The organism is Methylophaga sp. UBA3613 (assembly GCF_002375415.1).
Classification (GTDB): domain Bacteria; phylum Pseudomonadota; class Gammaproteobacteria; order Nitrosococcales; family Methylophagaceae; genus Methylophaga.
In genome coordinates this window covers 48,702-63,344 of sequence record NZ_DFLS01000009.1, presented here as the reverse complement: position 1 = coordinate 63,344, position 14,643 = coordinate 48,702, and the positions used below count along the sequence as shown (strand labels likewise).

The following is a 14,643-nucleotide window of genomic DNA, read 5'->3' as shown; positions in this document are numbered from 1 at the left end:
ATCTTTTATACCTATAAGCCATATGAATCCCAAGGTGCTGGCGATCCATTTATGCCAACGGCCACGGCAGCTATATGGACTCCTGGCGTATTATCCATGCCAAAACCAACAAAAGCGTTTGCTAACTCATTACTCGGAAGTGTCACGGAGTACACAGGTGTTTCTGGCCGTGACCCGTCATAAGCCCAATATCTTGTTGATATAATTCCTGCACCTGTTACAGTAGTTTCCACCCAATACCAGTTAGCATTAAAGTTGGTGGTACTGATGCCACCCGCGACCCCACTCCTTGTGAATACATCATCTACCACATATTGTATTTCAACATTATCAAACGTTGTTACTAATCCACCGGCAACCCACTCAGGTTCAGCGCCATCCTCTTGTATTCTGGGGCATGGTTTAGGTTGGTATGTTCTTGATGTTGTACTTCCGGTCCCTTTCATGAGTGCAGCAATAGTTACAGTTCCAGTTTGAGCGCCTATCTCGTCAATTATTAACGCCAAATTAACAGAGTTAAGGTTGCCCCCTATGAGCGCGATATTTCCAGTTACTCCAGACGGAAGGGTTGATTCAAATATTGAGTTGGTGACACTGTTCGGATTATTAGCAGCAGGTCTTAAAAATGGAACTGTTCCACCCACTTCGTAATCATCCACATTGTAAAGGAATTGTGTTACAGCATTAGTTGATATATTCACGCCATCAACTAGCGTGTTAAACGCTTCTAAGGTATAGCCAGTGGTTACACCAGCATCAATAACTAATGCTACATAATTATTAACTTGAGAAGGGTTATAAAGATTGTTACCCGTTATCACGCCGCCATCAAATGTAGCAGAGCTAAGTTTTAAGCACTCACTGTTAAAGTCAATATTATTAACGTTGTCAACAATCTCTAGTCCACGTTGCACTTGTGCTTGGCTATAATCTGCCAATCTATGCCCGATAACGCTATTGTCATCAATAACCGCTTTATAGCCTTGGTCTTCTGGATTCGCCCCAACAAACGCCGCCCATGAACCGCTATCATTCCCTAAATTCGCCACATCCTCTGTAACGTTTTTGGCAAACCTAACAGTTCCCGGAGCGCCGTAATAAACCAAGCAATGAAGTACGTTAGAATAGTTACCCCTTACAAGGAGTCCGTCAATAAATTCTCTCGGATTGGTGTTGTTTGTTATAGAGCAGTCCACACCAAAACGTCTATATTGCGACATAAAGTTGTCGCAAACAGATACGTTGTGCGAAGTATATCCTTCAATATTCTTTGCCAAGTTACTATTAACTGCAAAAGACGATCCTATGCCCTTGCCGAAGGTGTTATAACAAACGTGAGCATTATCAATTGCACCACTGATGTATGCATCATGGTCTTTAACATCGTCTTTTGAATCGGTTTCAAACTCACAAAAGATTATTCCAACACTCCAGTTCACGTTTTTCATGGAGAGGTATACGTTGTAACTGTGCTCTACCGATCCGCTTGATATACAATAGTTTTCAGAACCGCAATCAGAAACCGTTGCTGACGCCAATACAAAACCATCCACATCCCAAGATGTATAAGCTATCCTCGGTTGAAGCCTCCCGGCATCATTTAAGTACCAGATGTACCCTGTCTGAGGTGTTTCGGGAGGAATGGTTTCAATAGGCAAAAATACAGTTGTTCCAGATGGGTTTCCGGCACTGGTAAAGTCATTCCGATTATTCAGTAGCCCATCAAATTTACAACCCAAGAATGTCCAATGGCGGATAAATCCATCTGCCGAGCAAACTGCCGAGAAGGTTGTACCAGAGACGGCTCCTTTAAATTCTACGTTGTGATAGCAGTCTCTAAACGTACCCGATCCAGTAGAGCTTAACGACCTACCAACAACCGTGTTTTTAAACTCGCCATCGACAACCCCGTTTGCCATAAAGAATCTATGGTCAGCAGGCGCGTTAATTGAGCTACCAATACCAGCCGCTAAAACAATCTGATCTGTTCCGGGATTTGTTAATCTGAACCCACCTTTGTAGCCAACGATATAAGTTGACATTCTGGTTGATTGAAGCTCTCCACGGGTCCATTCGCCAGTCACATACCAGAAGTTGCCGGTTAACGTATTATCGGTAGGTGGTGCTGCCTTCGGTCCAGTTGAGAAAGTAACGCCCGTGTAGTCCGCTCCTAATGCTTCGGCCAACTCAATCTCGTCATCACTTATTTTAGCTGCAACTTCGTAACGACCGGCAGGGAAGCCGCCCTCATTCGCCCCTGTAAAATACATATAGTTGTAGTTGTAAACTGGGTTAATGTTTGCGGATGCAGCAGTGTGGTCGTAATCAGCGAATAAACCTGTACCGGTGACACGTTTAGTTGCATTTGTATAAGCAGCGGTTCCTGATACAACAAAGGCGCTTAAGCCATCATAGGCTGAATTTCCATTAACGGAATCCGCATACTTAACCGGGAAAGCGTTTTCAGTAACATTAAATGTTTTACTGAGACTGTTTACCCGGACAAATCCCTCACCATTTTGACCTTTTACTAAACAGGTAACTTTATAATTATCAATAGCGGGAACAATCGCGTGATAGTTACCCTCCTTAGTATCTGAAAACAGATCAAATGCCGCATCCGTTATAGGATGTAGCAAGCCAAAATAATCGGGTACAGGGTTATCTTCCGCATCTGTAATGATGAACCTGATATCGAGATCGTTAAACTCATTAATTTCGTTAGCAGTTAAAGTCCTGCCGCCTGATATAGAAATATCACCAGGACGTATTTTGCATATCAACTGCTTTGGAACGGCATCTGGCGTTTCAACAATTTCAAAATCATTGACAACAAGACCGGTTATATCAATGTGTTTATAACCAACGTAATTTAAACCTAGATCAGGCTCTACAGTTCCCTGCCCAACAACGCTCTCAACCGTAACTAAATCATCTGTATTTGATGCTGAAGACGTTCCGGCTGCATTGGTTGCGGTAAATGATAATCCAGCAGCAGTACTTTCTGCGTCAGGTGTGCCGGTTATTGATCCTGTTGATGCGTTAAGCGTTGCCCATGAGGGCAACGTTCCTGTAGCAGTCTCAAACGTATCTATCTCGCCTGCAAACACATACGCAATGCTGAAACTGAAAGGAACACCAATTGTGGCCTGTGGAAAATCAAGAGTTGCAATAACTGTAGGCGCTTCTAGTGCAGCCGCTTTATATACTGTGACCGTTCTAGTAGTAGGCGTAATCGTAAAGCCAGAAGGCACACCAATAATATCCAGCGTAACGCTCTGACCGTCTTCAACCGTAATGGTGTGAATATTGACGGTATAAACAGCCCCAACTTTCGACACAACACCCTTGCTTGCGCCTGTTACCACAAAGTTGCCAGTGGTCAAGCCTGGGTCAATATCAAACGTTGCCGTTAATTGCGTGGTTGAAACTGAGCCACTTGTGCCGTTTGCGGTTAGGGATTGGAAGGCTACGGCTGTTGGTTCGACAAAAACCATTGTGGTGCGTGAAAGCGGCGAGAAGCTGTAGCCACTCGGACTTGTCATGGTGATTGTTGCTTCGTTATTTCCTGCAGGCAGGCTAACGCTAGATATTGGTAAAACGCGAGTTGTTCCGGTTCCAGTCAATGTGCCTTTTACGGCAAAAGGAACGCCAAAATTATCAGCAGTTAATGGTCCGGGATCTTTGTTATATTCAAATACCAATTCTGATGTTGTAGCCATTATTCTTCCCCGCCGTTAGCTGTGACTGATAACCAAATGACCTCAATCGTTTCGTTGCCGGTGACGCGCACTATCGGCGAGTTGATTTCTACAACTGCGGTGCGACCGACGATTGAATTGGCAGATGATGGATTTGTGGTTGAGCTGAAGACTTTTCCGGTAAAGAAATCGCTTGTGCCGTCCTGATAATCAATCCGGAATGAATGTTCTGTATTCTTAGTGGCACCATCTACAGCAGCAGCTAAAATGGCTTGTCCGGCATCTAATATGTCCCGCCCAAGCTGCAGTGCTGTTTGCCCATAATTGATAAATCCTTTGTACTTCTGGGTTACACCCGTCTTTAATGGATTGTGCTCAACTACCTGTGCGCTTGGCCCGTATTCGGGGATGTCGGTTACCTCTGCTACCTCGGTGTAGTCCAGCGCCAAAAAACCAGCACCATCAAGCACTAAAGGCTCACCAACAGCTACGGAAAAAACAGTCCCGGTACTGGTTAAAACGCCCATGTGATTTCTCCTATTTGTGTCTGCATGAAAACTCCGGGCAATAAAAAACCCGCACTAGGCGGGTTTGTTTGGTGAGGTTTGTTGGCGGTTACAGCTGTATCTGATTTGCGTTTATAAATAAATCGTCAAACTGCTGTTGAGTCAGATTTAATCCGCCTTCACCAGCAAGTAGCTGCATTGTCGGGCTGTTTTTTTGCCATGTATTTGCTGCATATAAAGCCTGTTCAGCAATTATTTTTGTTGTGGGATCTGGAATAGCATCAACAAGAGCAATCACAGTGGGCCAATAGCCTGATATTTTTAGCTGCGCCGTTCCCTGCGCACGACTCACTTGAGTTATCGGCTCAGGATCGGGCGTAGGAATTTCATCCTGCCACCCAGAAGGCGTCTCATCCTCGGTCAATATTTCTTGTGATTCGACAGCTTTATCAACCAGTCGGTAAACTGTTCGCTTTTCTCCGCTATAGATGAATGGAGCGCCTTCGCGCACTGTAACGGGCTTACCGTCCAATTTAGCCGCAAGCAGCGACTGATACTGTGCATCGCTTATTTCAATGCCACCACTAATCACTGACTGGCTTATAGTGTCGTTTTTCATATACGGCATTATGCGATCCTCATGTAATAGGTTGCACCGATGTTTCGTGGCCTTGTTTCATCACCGCCAGTTGCGCCAGAATTAAGGGTTGCTGTAGAACCAACTACACGACCATTTCCAGCGCCAACATAATCAAGAATCCCCCCGATAGGGTGGGTATGCGAGGCAAACTGATCGTCCTCCTCCGTGCCGGATGATCCTGGCCGAATAAATTGACGAGACGTATTAAGTAGCTTGACCGTTTGCCCATTCATTGGGCTTGGTACATAATCTATTACTGCCGTAGCTACCACATCAGGAGCAGTGCCTGACACGCTCTCGCTGGTGAGCAATCCTTCGTTATATTCGCCAGATCCATCCTCGCCAGCTGTTAATTTTATAAATTTTGCAGTTCCTGAGTTTGATGGCTCGTCCACTCCAGTTAAGTGAGTCCATAAAGCAAAAGGCTCGCCTATGGCCCTCAACAAAAAAGCCTGCTGATTAACCTGCTCTAAAGTTGCTAAATCTGGCGCTTGCTCCGGGGTGACAATTCCGTTAAAACTCAGCGATACGGACCAGCTACTGAAGGTGCCACTACCCTGAACTACCTGAACATTAACTACCAGAGCACCCGTTGATGTACTGTATGAAAGTACATCGCCAATCATCCAGAGACTGCCATTTGTGGTGCTGGCAATCTTTACCGACATGCCGGTGAAATAGGATTTTCCGGTTTCAACCGTTAATGTTTTTTCAGCTACAGATATTGCAAGCGAGGTTGTTGATACACTATTAGTTGAAAGGCTATTTAATGCGGCAGCATAGGTATTTAATTCTTGCTGAAACTGTGGGAGCGCACCCAAAAAGTCGTCAGCTCTTGAATCAAAGTTATCGGGGCTAGCTGTGCTTGGTGGTGTGGGTAAGGCTGTTATTTCCATGCTTATATTTCCTCTAACTCTAAGTCAATAAGTGCGTGCTCTGGATGGCCTGCAGATATTCTGAATTTGCGATAAAAGCCAAGGATAAACAGAGCGTTGAAATATCCGTCTGTCGGATCATCAAGAGCGCTCCATACGGCAGGCACGGCGTTTAAATCACTGCGTACATCAATGAGTCTATTAATGAGGTTTTTATCTGTAAAAACGCGCTGTGATGTTTTTGGTATTGTGCGGCGAGGCACTAAAGTAGTGTCACCAAACTCATTGCGCTCGACGGTTGAGAAGTTCAACGCATCAGATTCAGCCCTTGCTTCGGTTGATCCCAAATAAACTCGATTGCCAATAACCAATCCGCCGCACTTCACATCGCCAGAGTTACGGCTTATTTCAACGTGAATAATGGCCTGGCTGAATGGGGGTAAATCTTCAAAAAAGCAGGCCTTTTGAAATACAAATGGTTTAAAGAAATAATCACTCCAGGTGACCACAGTTCTAACGAGAAGGTTTATTGTTTTGTCGTAAACTATTTCACTATCAACCTCCATCCAACACCTAACCTGCTCTGCTTGCAGGTTAAATAGCGCAACCGAACTGATACGAGTCATGGGGGTGATTTGAACATCAATTAATGAATCGTTGATCGTTTGCGTGTTTCGGATAAGCTCGAACATTTTCCAGCGGTTTATCTTGCCGATATAGTTCCAGTTCACAGGAGAGTCAACGTTGTCCTCCCACGGCTTATTGCCGGTATTGCCATCATTAACAGAGCGATAAATGTTGTTATAAAAAGTGCCGTCACCAGATATAACGATTACATATTCATCAGCGCTGTATGAGGTTGCGATATCCCACTCTGGATAATCATCCTCTGTCACGTTTGAGCCTGTTAGTCGTGCATTGGTTACAGCAACAGGAGGGATTACAATCATGCTGCTGACTCCGTTATTAATGAATTTCCGTCACGGGTGACACGCTCCAAAACGTCTGCGGTGGTTTTGGTGTTTCGGGCTATTTCGTTATTGCCGTATCTCAGCGCTGCAACTTCACTGCGCAATGCTGCTATCTCCTGAGCCATTGGGCGCATATCGATAAGTTGATCTTGATTAAATATCCGACTTGGCCCTGTTGCTTCAATCTCTGGGCCGTTTTCACCAACCATTCTCAGGCCGCCTGAGTGGTAACCGCCATTAGCAAAGCCCGGTATGCCGTTTTGATTAAGTGCAACCGCTCTGCGGAAATCAACAACATTGCTGAATCGGCTTGAATCTAATGAGCTTAAACTGTCAGCTAGTGCGTCTGCCTGCTCTCTGGTCTGCATAAATGCATCAACCAGCGATGGGAATACCGAGGCAAGGTTTAACCCTTCCTCTGTCATGAAATCAATTCCAGACGCTATCTGGATTAACCCTTGAACGCTGCTTGGCACTTCAAGGCCAAATTCTTCAAACAATGCACTGGTATTGGCGCGCATCTGTTTTAATTGTTCAGTCGGATTTAACAAACCAAAGACAGCACCAGAAACCGCGCTTTTTAACTCATTTATTCCAGCGGTGTAATCGGCAAAGCCTTCACGTAATGCGAATAGTTCATAGAATGAATCGATACCAGCTTGTGTAGTGGTATCTATAGCTTTTAAAGCTTCGTCATAAGCCGTTAGACTTGCAGGCAATGCTCCGCCATAAACGGATTCCATCGCCTCACGGATTTGCACAAGCTGCTGCCCTAGTGATTTACTACCATCAGCAGTTTGAGCAATATAGTTGACAAGCTCTCTTAATTGATCGCCTGCCGCGCCGGAAGCTAACGCAACCTGTGCAGCCTGGTTAACTGTTAACCCGAATCTTTCTGCAAGTTGCTCTTGCGCATTATTGAGATTGATTGACGCCTGAATCATTTTATTGATTGAGGCATTGTCTGTCATACCATTAAACAGTCTTTTAACCTGGCTAGGGATGTCACTTTTTTGTATGGCTTGAACTAGGTATGTTCCAACAATGCGGCCTAAAAACGCCTCTAAATTTTCCTGCCCGAATGCGTCTTTATCGCGCATAGTTCCAGTGTTAACGCCGCCACCGGAGAAGCCCCAGTAAGATGAGCCTCCATCACGCCCAGAATAGCGCGCAGTGGCATAGATATTTTTTTCTATATCAAAGCCTTTCTGCAGCGCATCAAGCGATGTGACAAACGCTGTCGTGGCGTTACGAATACCTCCCGTTATGCTTGGATCGTATTCACCCCATCCAGTCATATTGCGGGATGATATAACGCCATTATTTGAAGATGCTGATGCGATACCACCTACCCGGTCGGGCAAGTCGTCTCCGCCAAACAGACTGCCAACTACACTGCCAAGTGCGCCACCGATTGCCGCACCTATTGGACCGAAGAGGCTGCCAAGGTATGTTCCTGCCGCCGTAAACGCTGCCCCCTTCACATCACCCTGAACGGCTTGCAGTATTGCTCCGGCATAAGGGAGTGCTTTTGATATGGCAACGTTGTTTTCTATTAGGAAGTTACCAAGCGTTCCTCTGATGCCTTCAAAATTACCGCCGATGGAAACACCGAGCTTTGCTATACCTTCAACTACGGCATTGTTGCCTTTCATTAAGCCCTGCTGGATAGCGCCAACGATGGTATTTCCTGCCCCTGCAACACCACCTGTTCCGCCTGCCGCCGCACCACTTTGACCAGTGCCGCCACCACCGCCTGAAAAAGCCTGCTGAAACTGCATGACAATTGGCCGAGTAATGGCTGCATGTGCTAATTCAGCTAATAACCCCGTAAAGCTGCGTTTTAAGGTACTGCCAAAATCCTTGAACCCATCAAAAGCAGATGTCCACAGATTGGCGAACATGTCGTCCACGCGCTCAATGCCACGCTTCCACGCTGTTTCAAATTCTGTCGCAGTATCTTTGGTTTTTCTGCCAACATCATCAAGTGAGTCAGCCAGCTGCTCATTTAACCTTTCAGCGTCCTGCTTGCTGATTAAGCCTTTTTTGAGCAAGTCGTTTATTATCTTCTCTTGCTTGATCCATTCATTCGTTTGAGCAATTAAAGGATTTAATGACCCTTCAAGCTTTTCCACCGCCTCCATGTCAGCTATAAGGCTAGACATAAACTGATCGTCTGCTGCTGTTTTTAACGTGATACCGTTTGTTTTTAATGCTTCAGTCTGGTCATAAAGGCTTGCGGCAACTTCTCTTATCGATTGCGCGTATTGGTGGTTATCGCTGACACCAAGCTTTATTTGTTCGTTATAGATAAACTGCTCGCGCTCAGACATGGTGAGCATTTTGGTTTGAGTTTCTAAATCTGTTAGCAGTTCTTTATATTTTTCAGAAAGCTTTTGTGCAGCCTTCCCGTGATTTTCAGTTGATTCAGCGGCCTGCGTTTCTGCTTGTGCAATATTTTCAGTGACTAGAACAGTGCCACGTAATACAGATTCATATTCTGAAATCTGCGCCCGTAATTCTGCGATCCTTGCCGCATTGCCGCGTGACATTTGACCGCGACCAGAATTTCCGTCAAGAAGTGATTCTAATTCGGCGCGTGACGATACCAGCGCATCAGCAACAGCATCCAAATCGCCAGCATCTGCTTTTAAAAGTGCAAGCTCTGCCCTGGCAGTTGCTAATTGTTGCTGTAATGCAGATTCTTGTGCGCCCGCTGAACGTCCAAAGAAACGACTACTAGAAAGCCGTTCTTCAAGGCTCGCGATTTCTTCTTCAAGTGACGCAATGGTTTGTCCGCCAACCGCCTCAGTAATCTTGTTAATGAACTCGGTTAGCCATTGAGTTGAACTGCGTAATGCAGGTTCAAGCTTTTCTCCAAAGGTAATACTTAAGCCTTCAATAGCACTATCCAGCTCTAGGCCATCGCCTTTAAGCGTGTCCATTCTTATGGAGGCTTGCTCTGTAGCGGTTTCAGTGCCGCGTAACTGTGAGTTTAATTTTTCAACGTTACCAGCCTGGGTTAATAGTGCTGTACCGGCTGTAAAGGCTTCGTCACCGAATAGCTCCATTAATTCAGTGTTTGAAAGATTTCTTCTTTCAAGTTCAAGTAATGCGCCGGTTAAACCAACAACAGATGGCTGCAATTGGGCGTCTGCTGTCTTTTCAAGCCGTAACAGTACCTGGCGCAAGCCTGTGCCCGCATCAGCGCCTTGACGCCCTGCTATGGCTAAGCCTTGAATACCGGCAACCGTTTCAGCGAGATCAACACTTAATGCGTTGGCTGCTGGACCAGCATTTCTTAAGGCTTCTGTAACGGCTGGTATTTCAGCCGCACCGAATTTGGCAGATGCGGCCAGAATATTAATGACTTCATTCGATTTGGTAGCGTCAAGTTGAAACTGGTTTAATGCGCTACCCAAGGCTGATGCAGCATTAGGTAAGTCAATCCCAGCTGCCTCAGCCAAGGTAACAGCTTCTCTGGTAACCTGATTTAAAGCGTCAGCACTGCCAAGCAAGTCGGGCTTAGCTGAACCAATCAGTTTAAAGGCTTCAACAGCCTGAGAGGCGCTTAACGACGTGGTTCTCCCTATCTCCTGTGCCTGTTCACTGTAAAAGGCTAAGTCACGCCCTGCGGCTCCTGTAATAGCAGACAAATCAGCAATAGACTGTCCGAACTGAGATATGTCGCGACGCGCCTTGCTAACCAGTGCGCCTGCCGCTGCAACCGCCGCAATACCTGCTGCCGCACCCAAAGCTGCAACCTTTATGCGTGAATAGTCACGCACCATTGCTGTGGTTGATTGTTTTGTAGTGCGCTCAGCCGTTTGACCTTTACGGCTTAAATTGTCAAATTCACGGCCAGCTTTGGATAGATCGCTTGTGTCGGCTTTAAAGCCAATACTCACTAAATCAGTCATGCTCGCCGCCTTTTAGGTAATTTTTCCAAACACGTCTTTAATGCCTTTACTCAGCACTTCACGCCAAGACGTGATCTTGCTTTCATCCGCATAGGGAGCCGGATAGGTTTTCTGTTTTGATTTTTGCGACATCACGGCATATTCCCGCGACATCAATATGATTTGCTCGGACTCCCAGCCCGAAAGCGGTACACCTGATTGCTGGCAATAGCTTTGGACATCGCCCCAAGTAAATGGAGTAATCCCCATGCTGCCTTGATTGATTTGCCCCATACGGGAAAAGTGATGCGCCAGGTCTTCAGCGTTTTCGATTTCCGGCAACGCTTTGAATGGTGATTCATCTTCCAGCGTTTTTATTCGTGGCTCTGTATCTTTATCTTTCACTGACGGCGCTGTATGCAGCCATGCCAATTGCGCTGCATACAGTTTTAGTTTGTCCGTCAGCTCTTGATAAAATTTTCCTGCTCAGCAATGAAGTTGCCGACCTGAACACGAATATCTTTGAAGCTTTTATAAAGGTTCACAGCATTTTCAAAAGTGAACGGCATGGCATTACCTTCTTTGTCTGGAATATTCTCCCAGCCAACCGTTAATTTTGCGTAAAGCTCGCAAGCGTCCTGGATGGATTGCTCAATATCAATATCATCCTTTTTATTGCTCTTACGGCGAGCGCGGGCTTTAACCTGAACGTATTTGGTGTATTCGTCAGAATCAAGACCGAGCAAAGTGATCGTAAGTGGTTTTTTAGGGTTTTTAACGCCTTCATCAAGATAGGCTGGGACCCCAGAGCCGGGAACAGTTAAATGTAAAACTGCACCACTGTTAGCCTGAGAAACCGTGTCAAAAACTGATAAATTTAAAGCCATAATTATTCATCCTACATCCGAGATAATGAATTGCGCGGCAGCGCGGGCCGGATGAAAAAACCGCGTTTTCGATTGCGCCAATCTAGCCGCACAAACAGGTACAAAAAAACCCGCATAAGCGGGCCTGTGTCGTTTTCTTTGGTTATGCGATTATGGTGTTGGTAAAACCCGAACCACGATTGAATTGATTTCAACACTGGCCGTACTGCCTACCATTGAATTAGCTGAACCAGGGTTTGTGGTATAACTGAAAACCTTGCCAGTGAAGTAATCAATCGAACCGTCTTGATATTCGATACTGAAGGAATGCTCATCATTCTTGGTTGAACCCGTAACACCATCAGACAAAATAACCTGGCCAGCGTCAGCAACATCCTGTGCCAGCTGTAATGCTGTTGAGCCGTAGTTAATAAAGCCTTTGAATTTCTGAGTAACGCCGGTTTTAAGCGGGTTATGCTCAACGACCTGAACATTGGGGCCGTACTCTGGAATATCGGTAACCTCACCCACTTCAACAAACGTTAAAGCGCCGAAGCCTGCTGCATCGATGGTTGCTGGTTCGTCAGCGACTACCGATAAGATTGTGCCTGTGCTTGTTAAAACACTCATTGGTAAATCCTCTTAGTTGTGTACACAAAAATCATCCGGTTTTATCGGTAGAGCGGCGCGCTCTTATCTGATATGGAAAGCATCAAAACGTAACTCAATCATGATCCCGTACCACACGTCTTCGTCAGGCTTTGGCTTGACGGTTGACTCAAACGTGCGTAACTGGAAGCCGCTTTCGGTTATATCTTGATGTGAAATGTCTTGGCTGATTGCATCTGCTTTGGTCAGCGATGTGATAACGCCGCTACCTTTCGGTGCGAATAAATCAATCTGAGCAATGCCATTCATGCGGTCTTTGCCGTTGCCGTAAGTGAAAAACGACAGATCACCACTGAGTAGAGTTATGCGCGCCCAAAGTTCGTTATCAGGGGTTTCAAAACTACCATTTGGCACTTTAATCTTGCTGATTCCGGCTGCTGTGATGGCGTTTACCAGTAGCGTTGTCAGGATGTTGCGTTGCTGTAGGTTATTTGCCATAAATAAGACCAAATAATGAACTAACACTGCCAACACGTTTATAAATTGCTATACCAAAAAGAGTGGTCAGCTCAATATCACCAACGCGCTGATAAACCAAGCTGCCCCAAAGCATTTCTTTGTGCTCAGTATCACTAGCCATTACGGTTTGCCGAATTAAATGTAAGTGTCACTTGCGTTAGCTCGCCCACACCACTTGAAGCGGAAACGTTTAATTGGTCAGGTATCATGTGTCCATACTGATCAACCACAATCAAAACACCGTCCACCTCCATAATTGAAAGCCTTGTGTTGCTTTCTTTTGGAAATCTTGCGTTAGTCGGAAATGCTAAAGCCATTACAACCCCCTCACCTGAATAATCCAAACCGCATCGGCTGCATCTTTTTCAGCACGAACCACCTGACAATCAACACCATCGACATTAACTTTCAGGCCGTCTGTTTTTGGGTTTATCTCTGTGAAATTATTTACCAAGGCGAGCAGTTTAAAATCGCGTGACTGGATGGCTTGGCCATCAATTTGTCTTGCTTGATATTCTTCACGAACTGCATCTACCGTTTCAGTAGCGCCGCCGGTTTCTTGCTCTGTAATTGGATCAACAGCACCCGGCAAAGTAAATACACGCGGCAGGAAGAAATCAGAAAAGGTGGTTTTAATGTCCGCTGCTATACCTTGGAAATCAGCGCGTGTAACCATTTTCCAATCTCCAGATAATAAAAAACCCCAATTAAGGGGTTTCTAGTAAATTTGTTTTGTTTAGCTGTACCGCTTAACCGCTCTCGCCACAATGCCAGGAAAGTCCGGTGTGGATGTTTTAACCATGCCTAACGGTGCCTGCTCAGACCAGCCATTTTCTAGCGGCTCTGCATAAGGCTGGTTATTTACGAAATAAAACTCTGATCCTAACTTTAAGCCTGCCAATGCTGTTTCTAATTTGCCGGTTGAATCGCTACCGGATTTATTCTGAATATCTGGGACCGTATTATCCGGCGAACCATAACTAGAAAGCCATGAGTTACGAAACAAGCCATCCCTTACAGGAGACTTGGCAACTATTCTTGCACCTAGCGTTTGCAGTGCTTCTCCGGCGACTTTCTCCAAATCACCATTAGCACGTTTGGCAATGGCATCAATTTGAGCCTTTACTGATTTCACCAGCGTTTAACCGTTCCCATACCCTGTGCAAGCGTGTAAGGCTGCAATAACCTGTCAATCATGACTGTAGGGTATGTGCTTGTGCGTTCATAGCCCTCAGCATAGGTTCTGCTGGTCGATAGACTACCAACCGAATCAGACTTGCTTGAAACCGGGCCAGCACTGGTTAGCTCAGTCGGATTGACAAATAATCTGTTTTTTAACTGTAATAGTGCGGCCTCATAACAGGCCAGCTTGATTTTGTTATTAATCGACACTTCATTGGTAGGTAACTGCATGGCTTGATCGGCCTCTAATGCATCACCTTTGAACGTATAAAACGTGTCGATGTAGTTCACCGAAGCCACGACAATAGCCGCTTGCTGTGCAGTTTCATCAAAGGCAGATATATCCTCGCCCCTATCTGATGCAAACGCTTGAAATTCTTCTGCACTGATTAGTGCATTTGAGTTATCTAAGCCTGTGCCGTCTTCGACTGTGAACATTATGCGTTAGCCTTCCGACGCTTGCGTGCCAGTTGACTTAGATACGCCTTTACCGCTGCGCTTTGGGGTTGGGCGAACTTCATCTGTTGTGCTTTCATTTATTACCTTCCCGAATTAATAAATTCTTTTCTGCACGGTATTTGTTTTTTAATGACAAATAAGATTTTTCATCAACTGCATATCCTGGAATTAACCCATCCTTGTTTTTCTCTAAAGGCTTATCCGAAAGCTCTTTTTGATTAATGTATGCCTGAACGCCCGTAACCTTTTTCTCAGCATCCACCGATAAAGACTTTAATAATGCCGCTAATTCTGCATTTTTTAAGTTATCTGTAACCGCGTCAGGTTTAATTGACTTGATTTTAGCTGTCAGCTCTTTATTTGAAGCCATGATTTTCACCTCTAAAGAAAAGCCCGCACATGGCGGGCTTTCAATT

The 14,643-nt window shown here is 45.4% G+C and carries 16 protein-coding genes; all 16 read right to left on the bottom strand.

Annotated elements, in window-relative coordinates:
• Window positions 1-11 precede the first annotated feature (11 nt).
• A complete protein-coding gene (locus tag B3S93_RS12165) occupies window positions 12-3,722 on the bottom strand; it encodes an Ig domain-containing protein (RefSeq protein WP_292403202.1) in 3,711 nt (1,236 codons plus the stop codon).
• Window positions 3,722-4,228 carry a hypothetical protein gene (locus B3S93_RS12160; protein ID WP_292403199.1) on the bottom strand — a complete coding sequence of 169 codons (507 nt, stop codon included), beginning with the start codon at window positions 4,226-4,228 and terminating at the stop codon, window positions 3,722-3,724. The genes B3S93_RS12165 and B3S93_RS12160 overlap by 1 nt, the downstream gene beginning before the upstream one ends.
• Window positions 4,229-4,316: 88 nt before the next feature.
• Window positions 4,317-4,835, bottom strand: coding sequence for a hypothetical protein (locus B3S93_RS12155; protein WP_292403194.1), 519 nt, complete (start codon window positions 4,833-4,835; stop codon window positions 4,317-4,319).
• Complete coding sequence (locus B3S93_RS12150) at window positions 4,835-5,743, bottom strand: hypothetical protein (RefSeq protein WP_292403191.1); 909 nt, start codon at window positions 5,741-5,743, stop codon at window positions 4,835-4,837. The genes B3S93_RS12155 and B3S93_RS12150 overlap by 1 nt, the downstream gene beginning before the upstream one ends.
• Window positions 5,744-5,745: 2 nt before the next feature.
• A complete protein-coding gene (locus B3S93_RS12145) occupies window positions 5,746-6,672 on the bottom strand; it encodes a hypothetical protein (RefSeq protein WP_292403188.1) in 927 nt (308 codons plus the stop codon).
• Window positions 6,669-10,613 (bottom strand): phage tail tape measure protein, encoded by a 3,945-nt coding sequence (locus B3S93_RS12140; RefSeq protein ID WP_292403185.1) that lies wholly within the window; start codon window positions 10,611-10,613, stop codon window positions 6,669-6,671. The genes B3S93_RS12145 and B3S93_RS12140 overlap by 4 nt, the downstream gene beginning before the upstream one ends.
• Before the next feature lie 12 nt (window positions 10,614-10,625).
• On the bottom strand, window positions 10,626-10,997 hold the full coding sequence (locus B3S93_RS12135; RefSeq protein WP_292403183.1) for a phage tail assembly chaperone: 372 nt from the start codon (window positions 10,995-10,997) through the stop codon (window positions 10,626-10,628).
• A 56-nt stretch (window positions 10,998-11,053) separates the two neighbouring features.
• The gene (locus tag B3S93_RS12130) at window positions 11,054-11,479 is read right to left on the bottom strand and encodes a hypothetical protein (RefSeq protein ID WP_292403180.1); all 426 of its coding nucleotides are present in this window, start codon (window positions 11,477-11,479) and stop codon (window positions 11,054-11,056) included.
• A 150-nt stretch (window positions 11,480-11,629) separates the two neighbouring features.
• Window positions 11,630-12,088, bottom strand: a complete 459-nt coding sequence (locus B3S93_RS12125; RefSeq protein WP_292403178.1) for a hypothetical protein — start codon at window positions 12,086-12,088, stop codon at window positions 11,630-11,632.
• A gap of 63 nt (window positions 12,089-12,151) precedes the next feature.
• On the bottom strand, window positions 12,152-12,565 hold the full coding sequence (locus tag B3S93_RS12120) for a phage tail terminator-like protein (RefSeq protein ID WP_292403175.1): 414 nt from the start codon (window positions 12,563-12,565) through the stop codon (window positions 12,152-12,154).
• Window positions 12,555-12,707 carry a hypothetical protein gene (locus B3S93_RS12115; RefSeq protein WP_292403171.1) on the bottom strand — a complete coding sequence of 51 codons (153 nt, stop codon included), beginning with the start codon at window positions 12,705-12,707 and terminating at the stop codon, window positions 12,555-12,557. The genes B3S93_RS12120 and B3S93_RS12115 overlap by 11 nt, the downstream gene beginning before the upstream one ends.
• Window positions 12,700-12,903, bottom strand: a complete 204-nt coding sequence (locus B3S93_RS12110; protein WP_292403168.1) for a hypothetical protein — start codon at window positions 12,901-12,903, stop codon at window positions 12,700-12,702. Before B3S93_RS12110 ends, B3S93_RS12115 begins: the two co-directional genes overlap by 8 nt.
• Window positions 12,903-13,262 (bottom strand): hypothetical protein, encoded by a 360-nt coding sequence (locus B3S93_RS12105; protein ID WP_292403166.1) that lies wholly within the window; start codon window positions 13,260-13,262, stop codon window positions 12,903-12,905. The genes B3S93_RS12110 and B3S93_RS12105 overlap by 1 nt, the downstream gene beginning before the upstream one ends.
• A 60-nt stretch (window positions 13,263-13,322) precedes the next feature.
• Window positions 13,323-13,721, bottom strand: coding sequence for a hypothetical protein (locus B3S93_RS12100; RefSeq protein WP_292403163.1), 399 nt, complete (start codon window positions 13,719-13,721; stop codon window positions 13,323-13,325).
• Window positions 13,718-14,206, bottom strand: a complete 489-nt coding sequence (locus B3S93_RS12095; protein WP_292403160.1) for a DnaT-like ssDNA-binding protein — start codon at window positions 14,204-14,206, stop codon at window positions 13,718-13,720. The genes B3S93_RS12100 and B3S93_RS12095 overlap by 4 nt, the downstream gene beginning before the upstream one ends.
• A gap of 94 nt (window positions 14,207-14,300) precedes the next feature.
• Complete coding sequence (locus B3S93_RS12090; protein WP_292403157.1) at window positions 14,301-14,597, bottom strand: hypothetical protein; 297 nt, start codon at window positions 14,595-14,597, stop codon at window positions 14,301-14,303.
• Between the last annotated feature and the right edge of the window lie 46 nt (window positions 14,598-14,643).

Excerpts from the sequence above, each read along its gene's own strand:
- B3S93_RS12165 (WP_292403202.1), bottom strand. The coding sequence starts at position 3,722 with ATGGCTACAACATCAGAATTGGTATTTGAATATAACAAAGATCCCGGA.
- B3S93_RS12160 (WP_292403199.1), bottom strand. The coding sequence starts at position 4,228 with ATGGGCGTTTTAACCAGTACCGGGACTGTTTTTTCCGTAGCTGTTGGT.
- B3S93_RS12155 (WP_292403194.1), bottom strand. The coding sequence starts at position 4,835 with ATGCCGTATATGAAAAACGACACTATAAGCCAGTCAGTGATTAGTGGT.
- B3S93_RS12150 (WP_292403191.1), bottom strand. The coding sequence starts at position 5,743 with ATGGAAATAACAGCCTTACCCACACCACCAAGCACAGCTAGCCCCGAT.
- B3S93_RS12145 (WP_292403188.1), bottom strand. The coding sequence starts at position 6,672 with ATGATTGTAATCCCTCCTGTTGCTGTAACCAATGCACGACTAACAGGC.
- B3S93_RS12140 (WP_292403185.1), bottom strand. The coding sequence starts at position 10,613 with ATGACTGATTTAGTGAGTATTGGCTTTAAAGCCGACACAAGCGATCTA.
- B3S93_RS12130 (WP_292403180.1), bottom strand. The coding sequence starts at position 11,479 with ATGGCTTTAAATTTATCAGTTTTTGACACGGTTTCTCAGGCTAACAGT.
- B3S93_RS12125 (WP_292403178.1), bottom strand. The coding sequence starts at position 12,088 with ATGAGTGTTTTAACAAGCACAGGCACAATCTTATCGGTAGTCGCTGAC.
- B3S93_RS12120 (WP_292403175.1), bottom strand. The coding sequence starts at position 12,565 with ATGGCAAATAACCTACAGCAACGCAACATCCTGACAACGCTACTGGTA.
- B3S93_RS12115 (WP_292403171.1), bottom strand. The coding sequence starts at position 12,707 with ATGGCTAGTGATACTGAGCACAAAGAAATGCTTTGGGGCAGCTTGGTT.
- B3S93_RS12110 (WP_292403168.1), bottom strand. The coding sequence starts at position 12,903 with ATGGCTTTAGCATTTCCGACTAACGCAAGATTTCCAAAAGAAAGCAAC.
- B3S93_RS12105 (WP_292403166.1), bottom strand. The coding sequence starts at position 13,262 with ATGGTTACACGCGCTGATTTCCAAGGTATAGCAGCGGACATTAAAACC.
- B3S93_RS12095 (WP_292403160.1), bottom strand. The coding sequence starts at position 14,206 with ATGTTCACAGTCGAAGACGGCACAGGCTTAGATAACTCAAATGCACTA.
- B3S93_RS12090 (WP_292403157.1), bottom strand. The coding sequence starts at position 14,597 with ATGGCTTCAAATAAAGAGCTGACAGCTAAAATCAAGTCAATTAAACCT.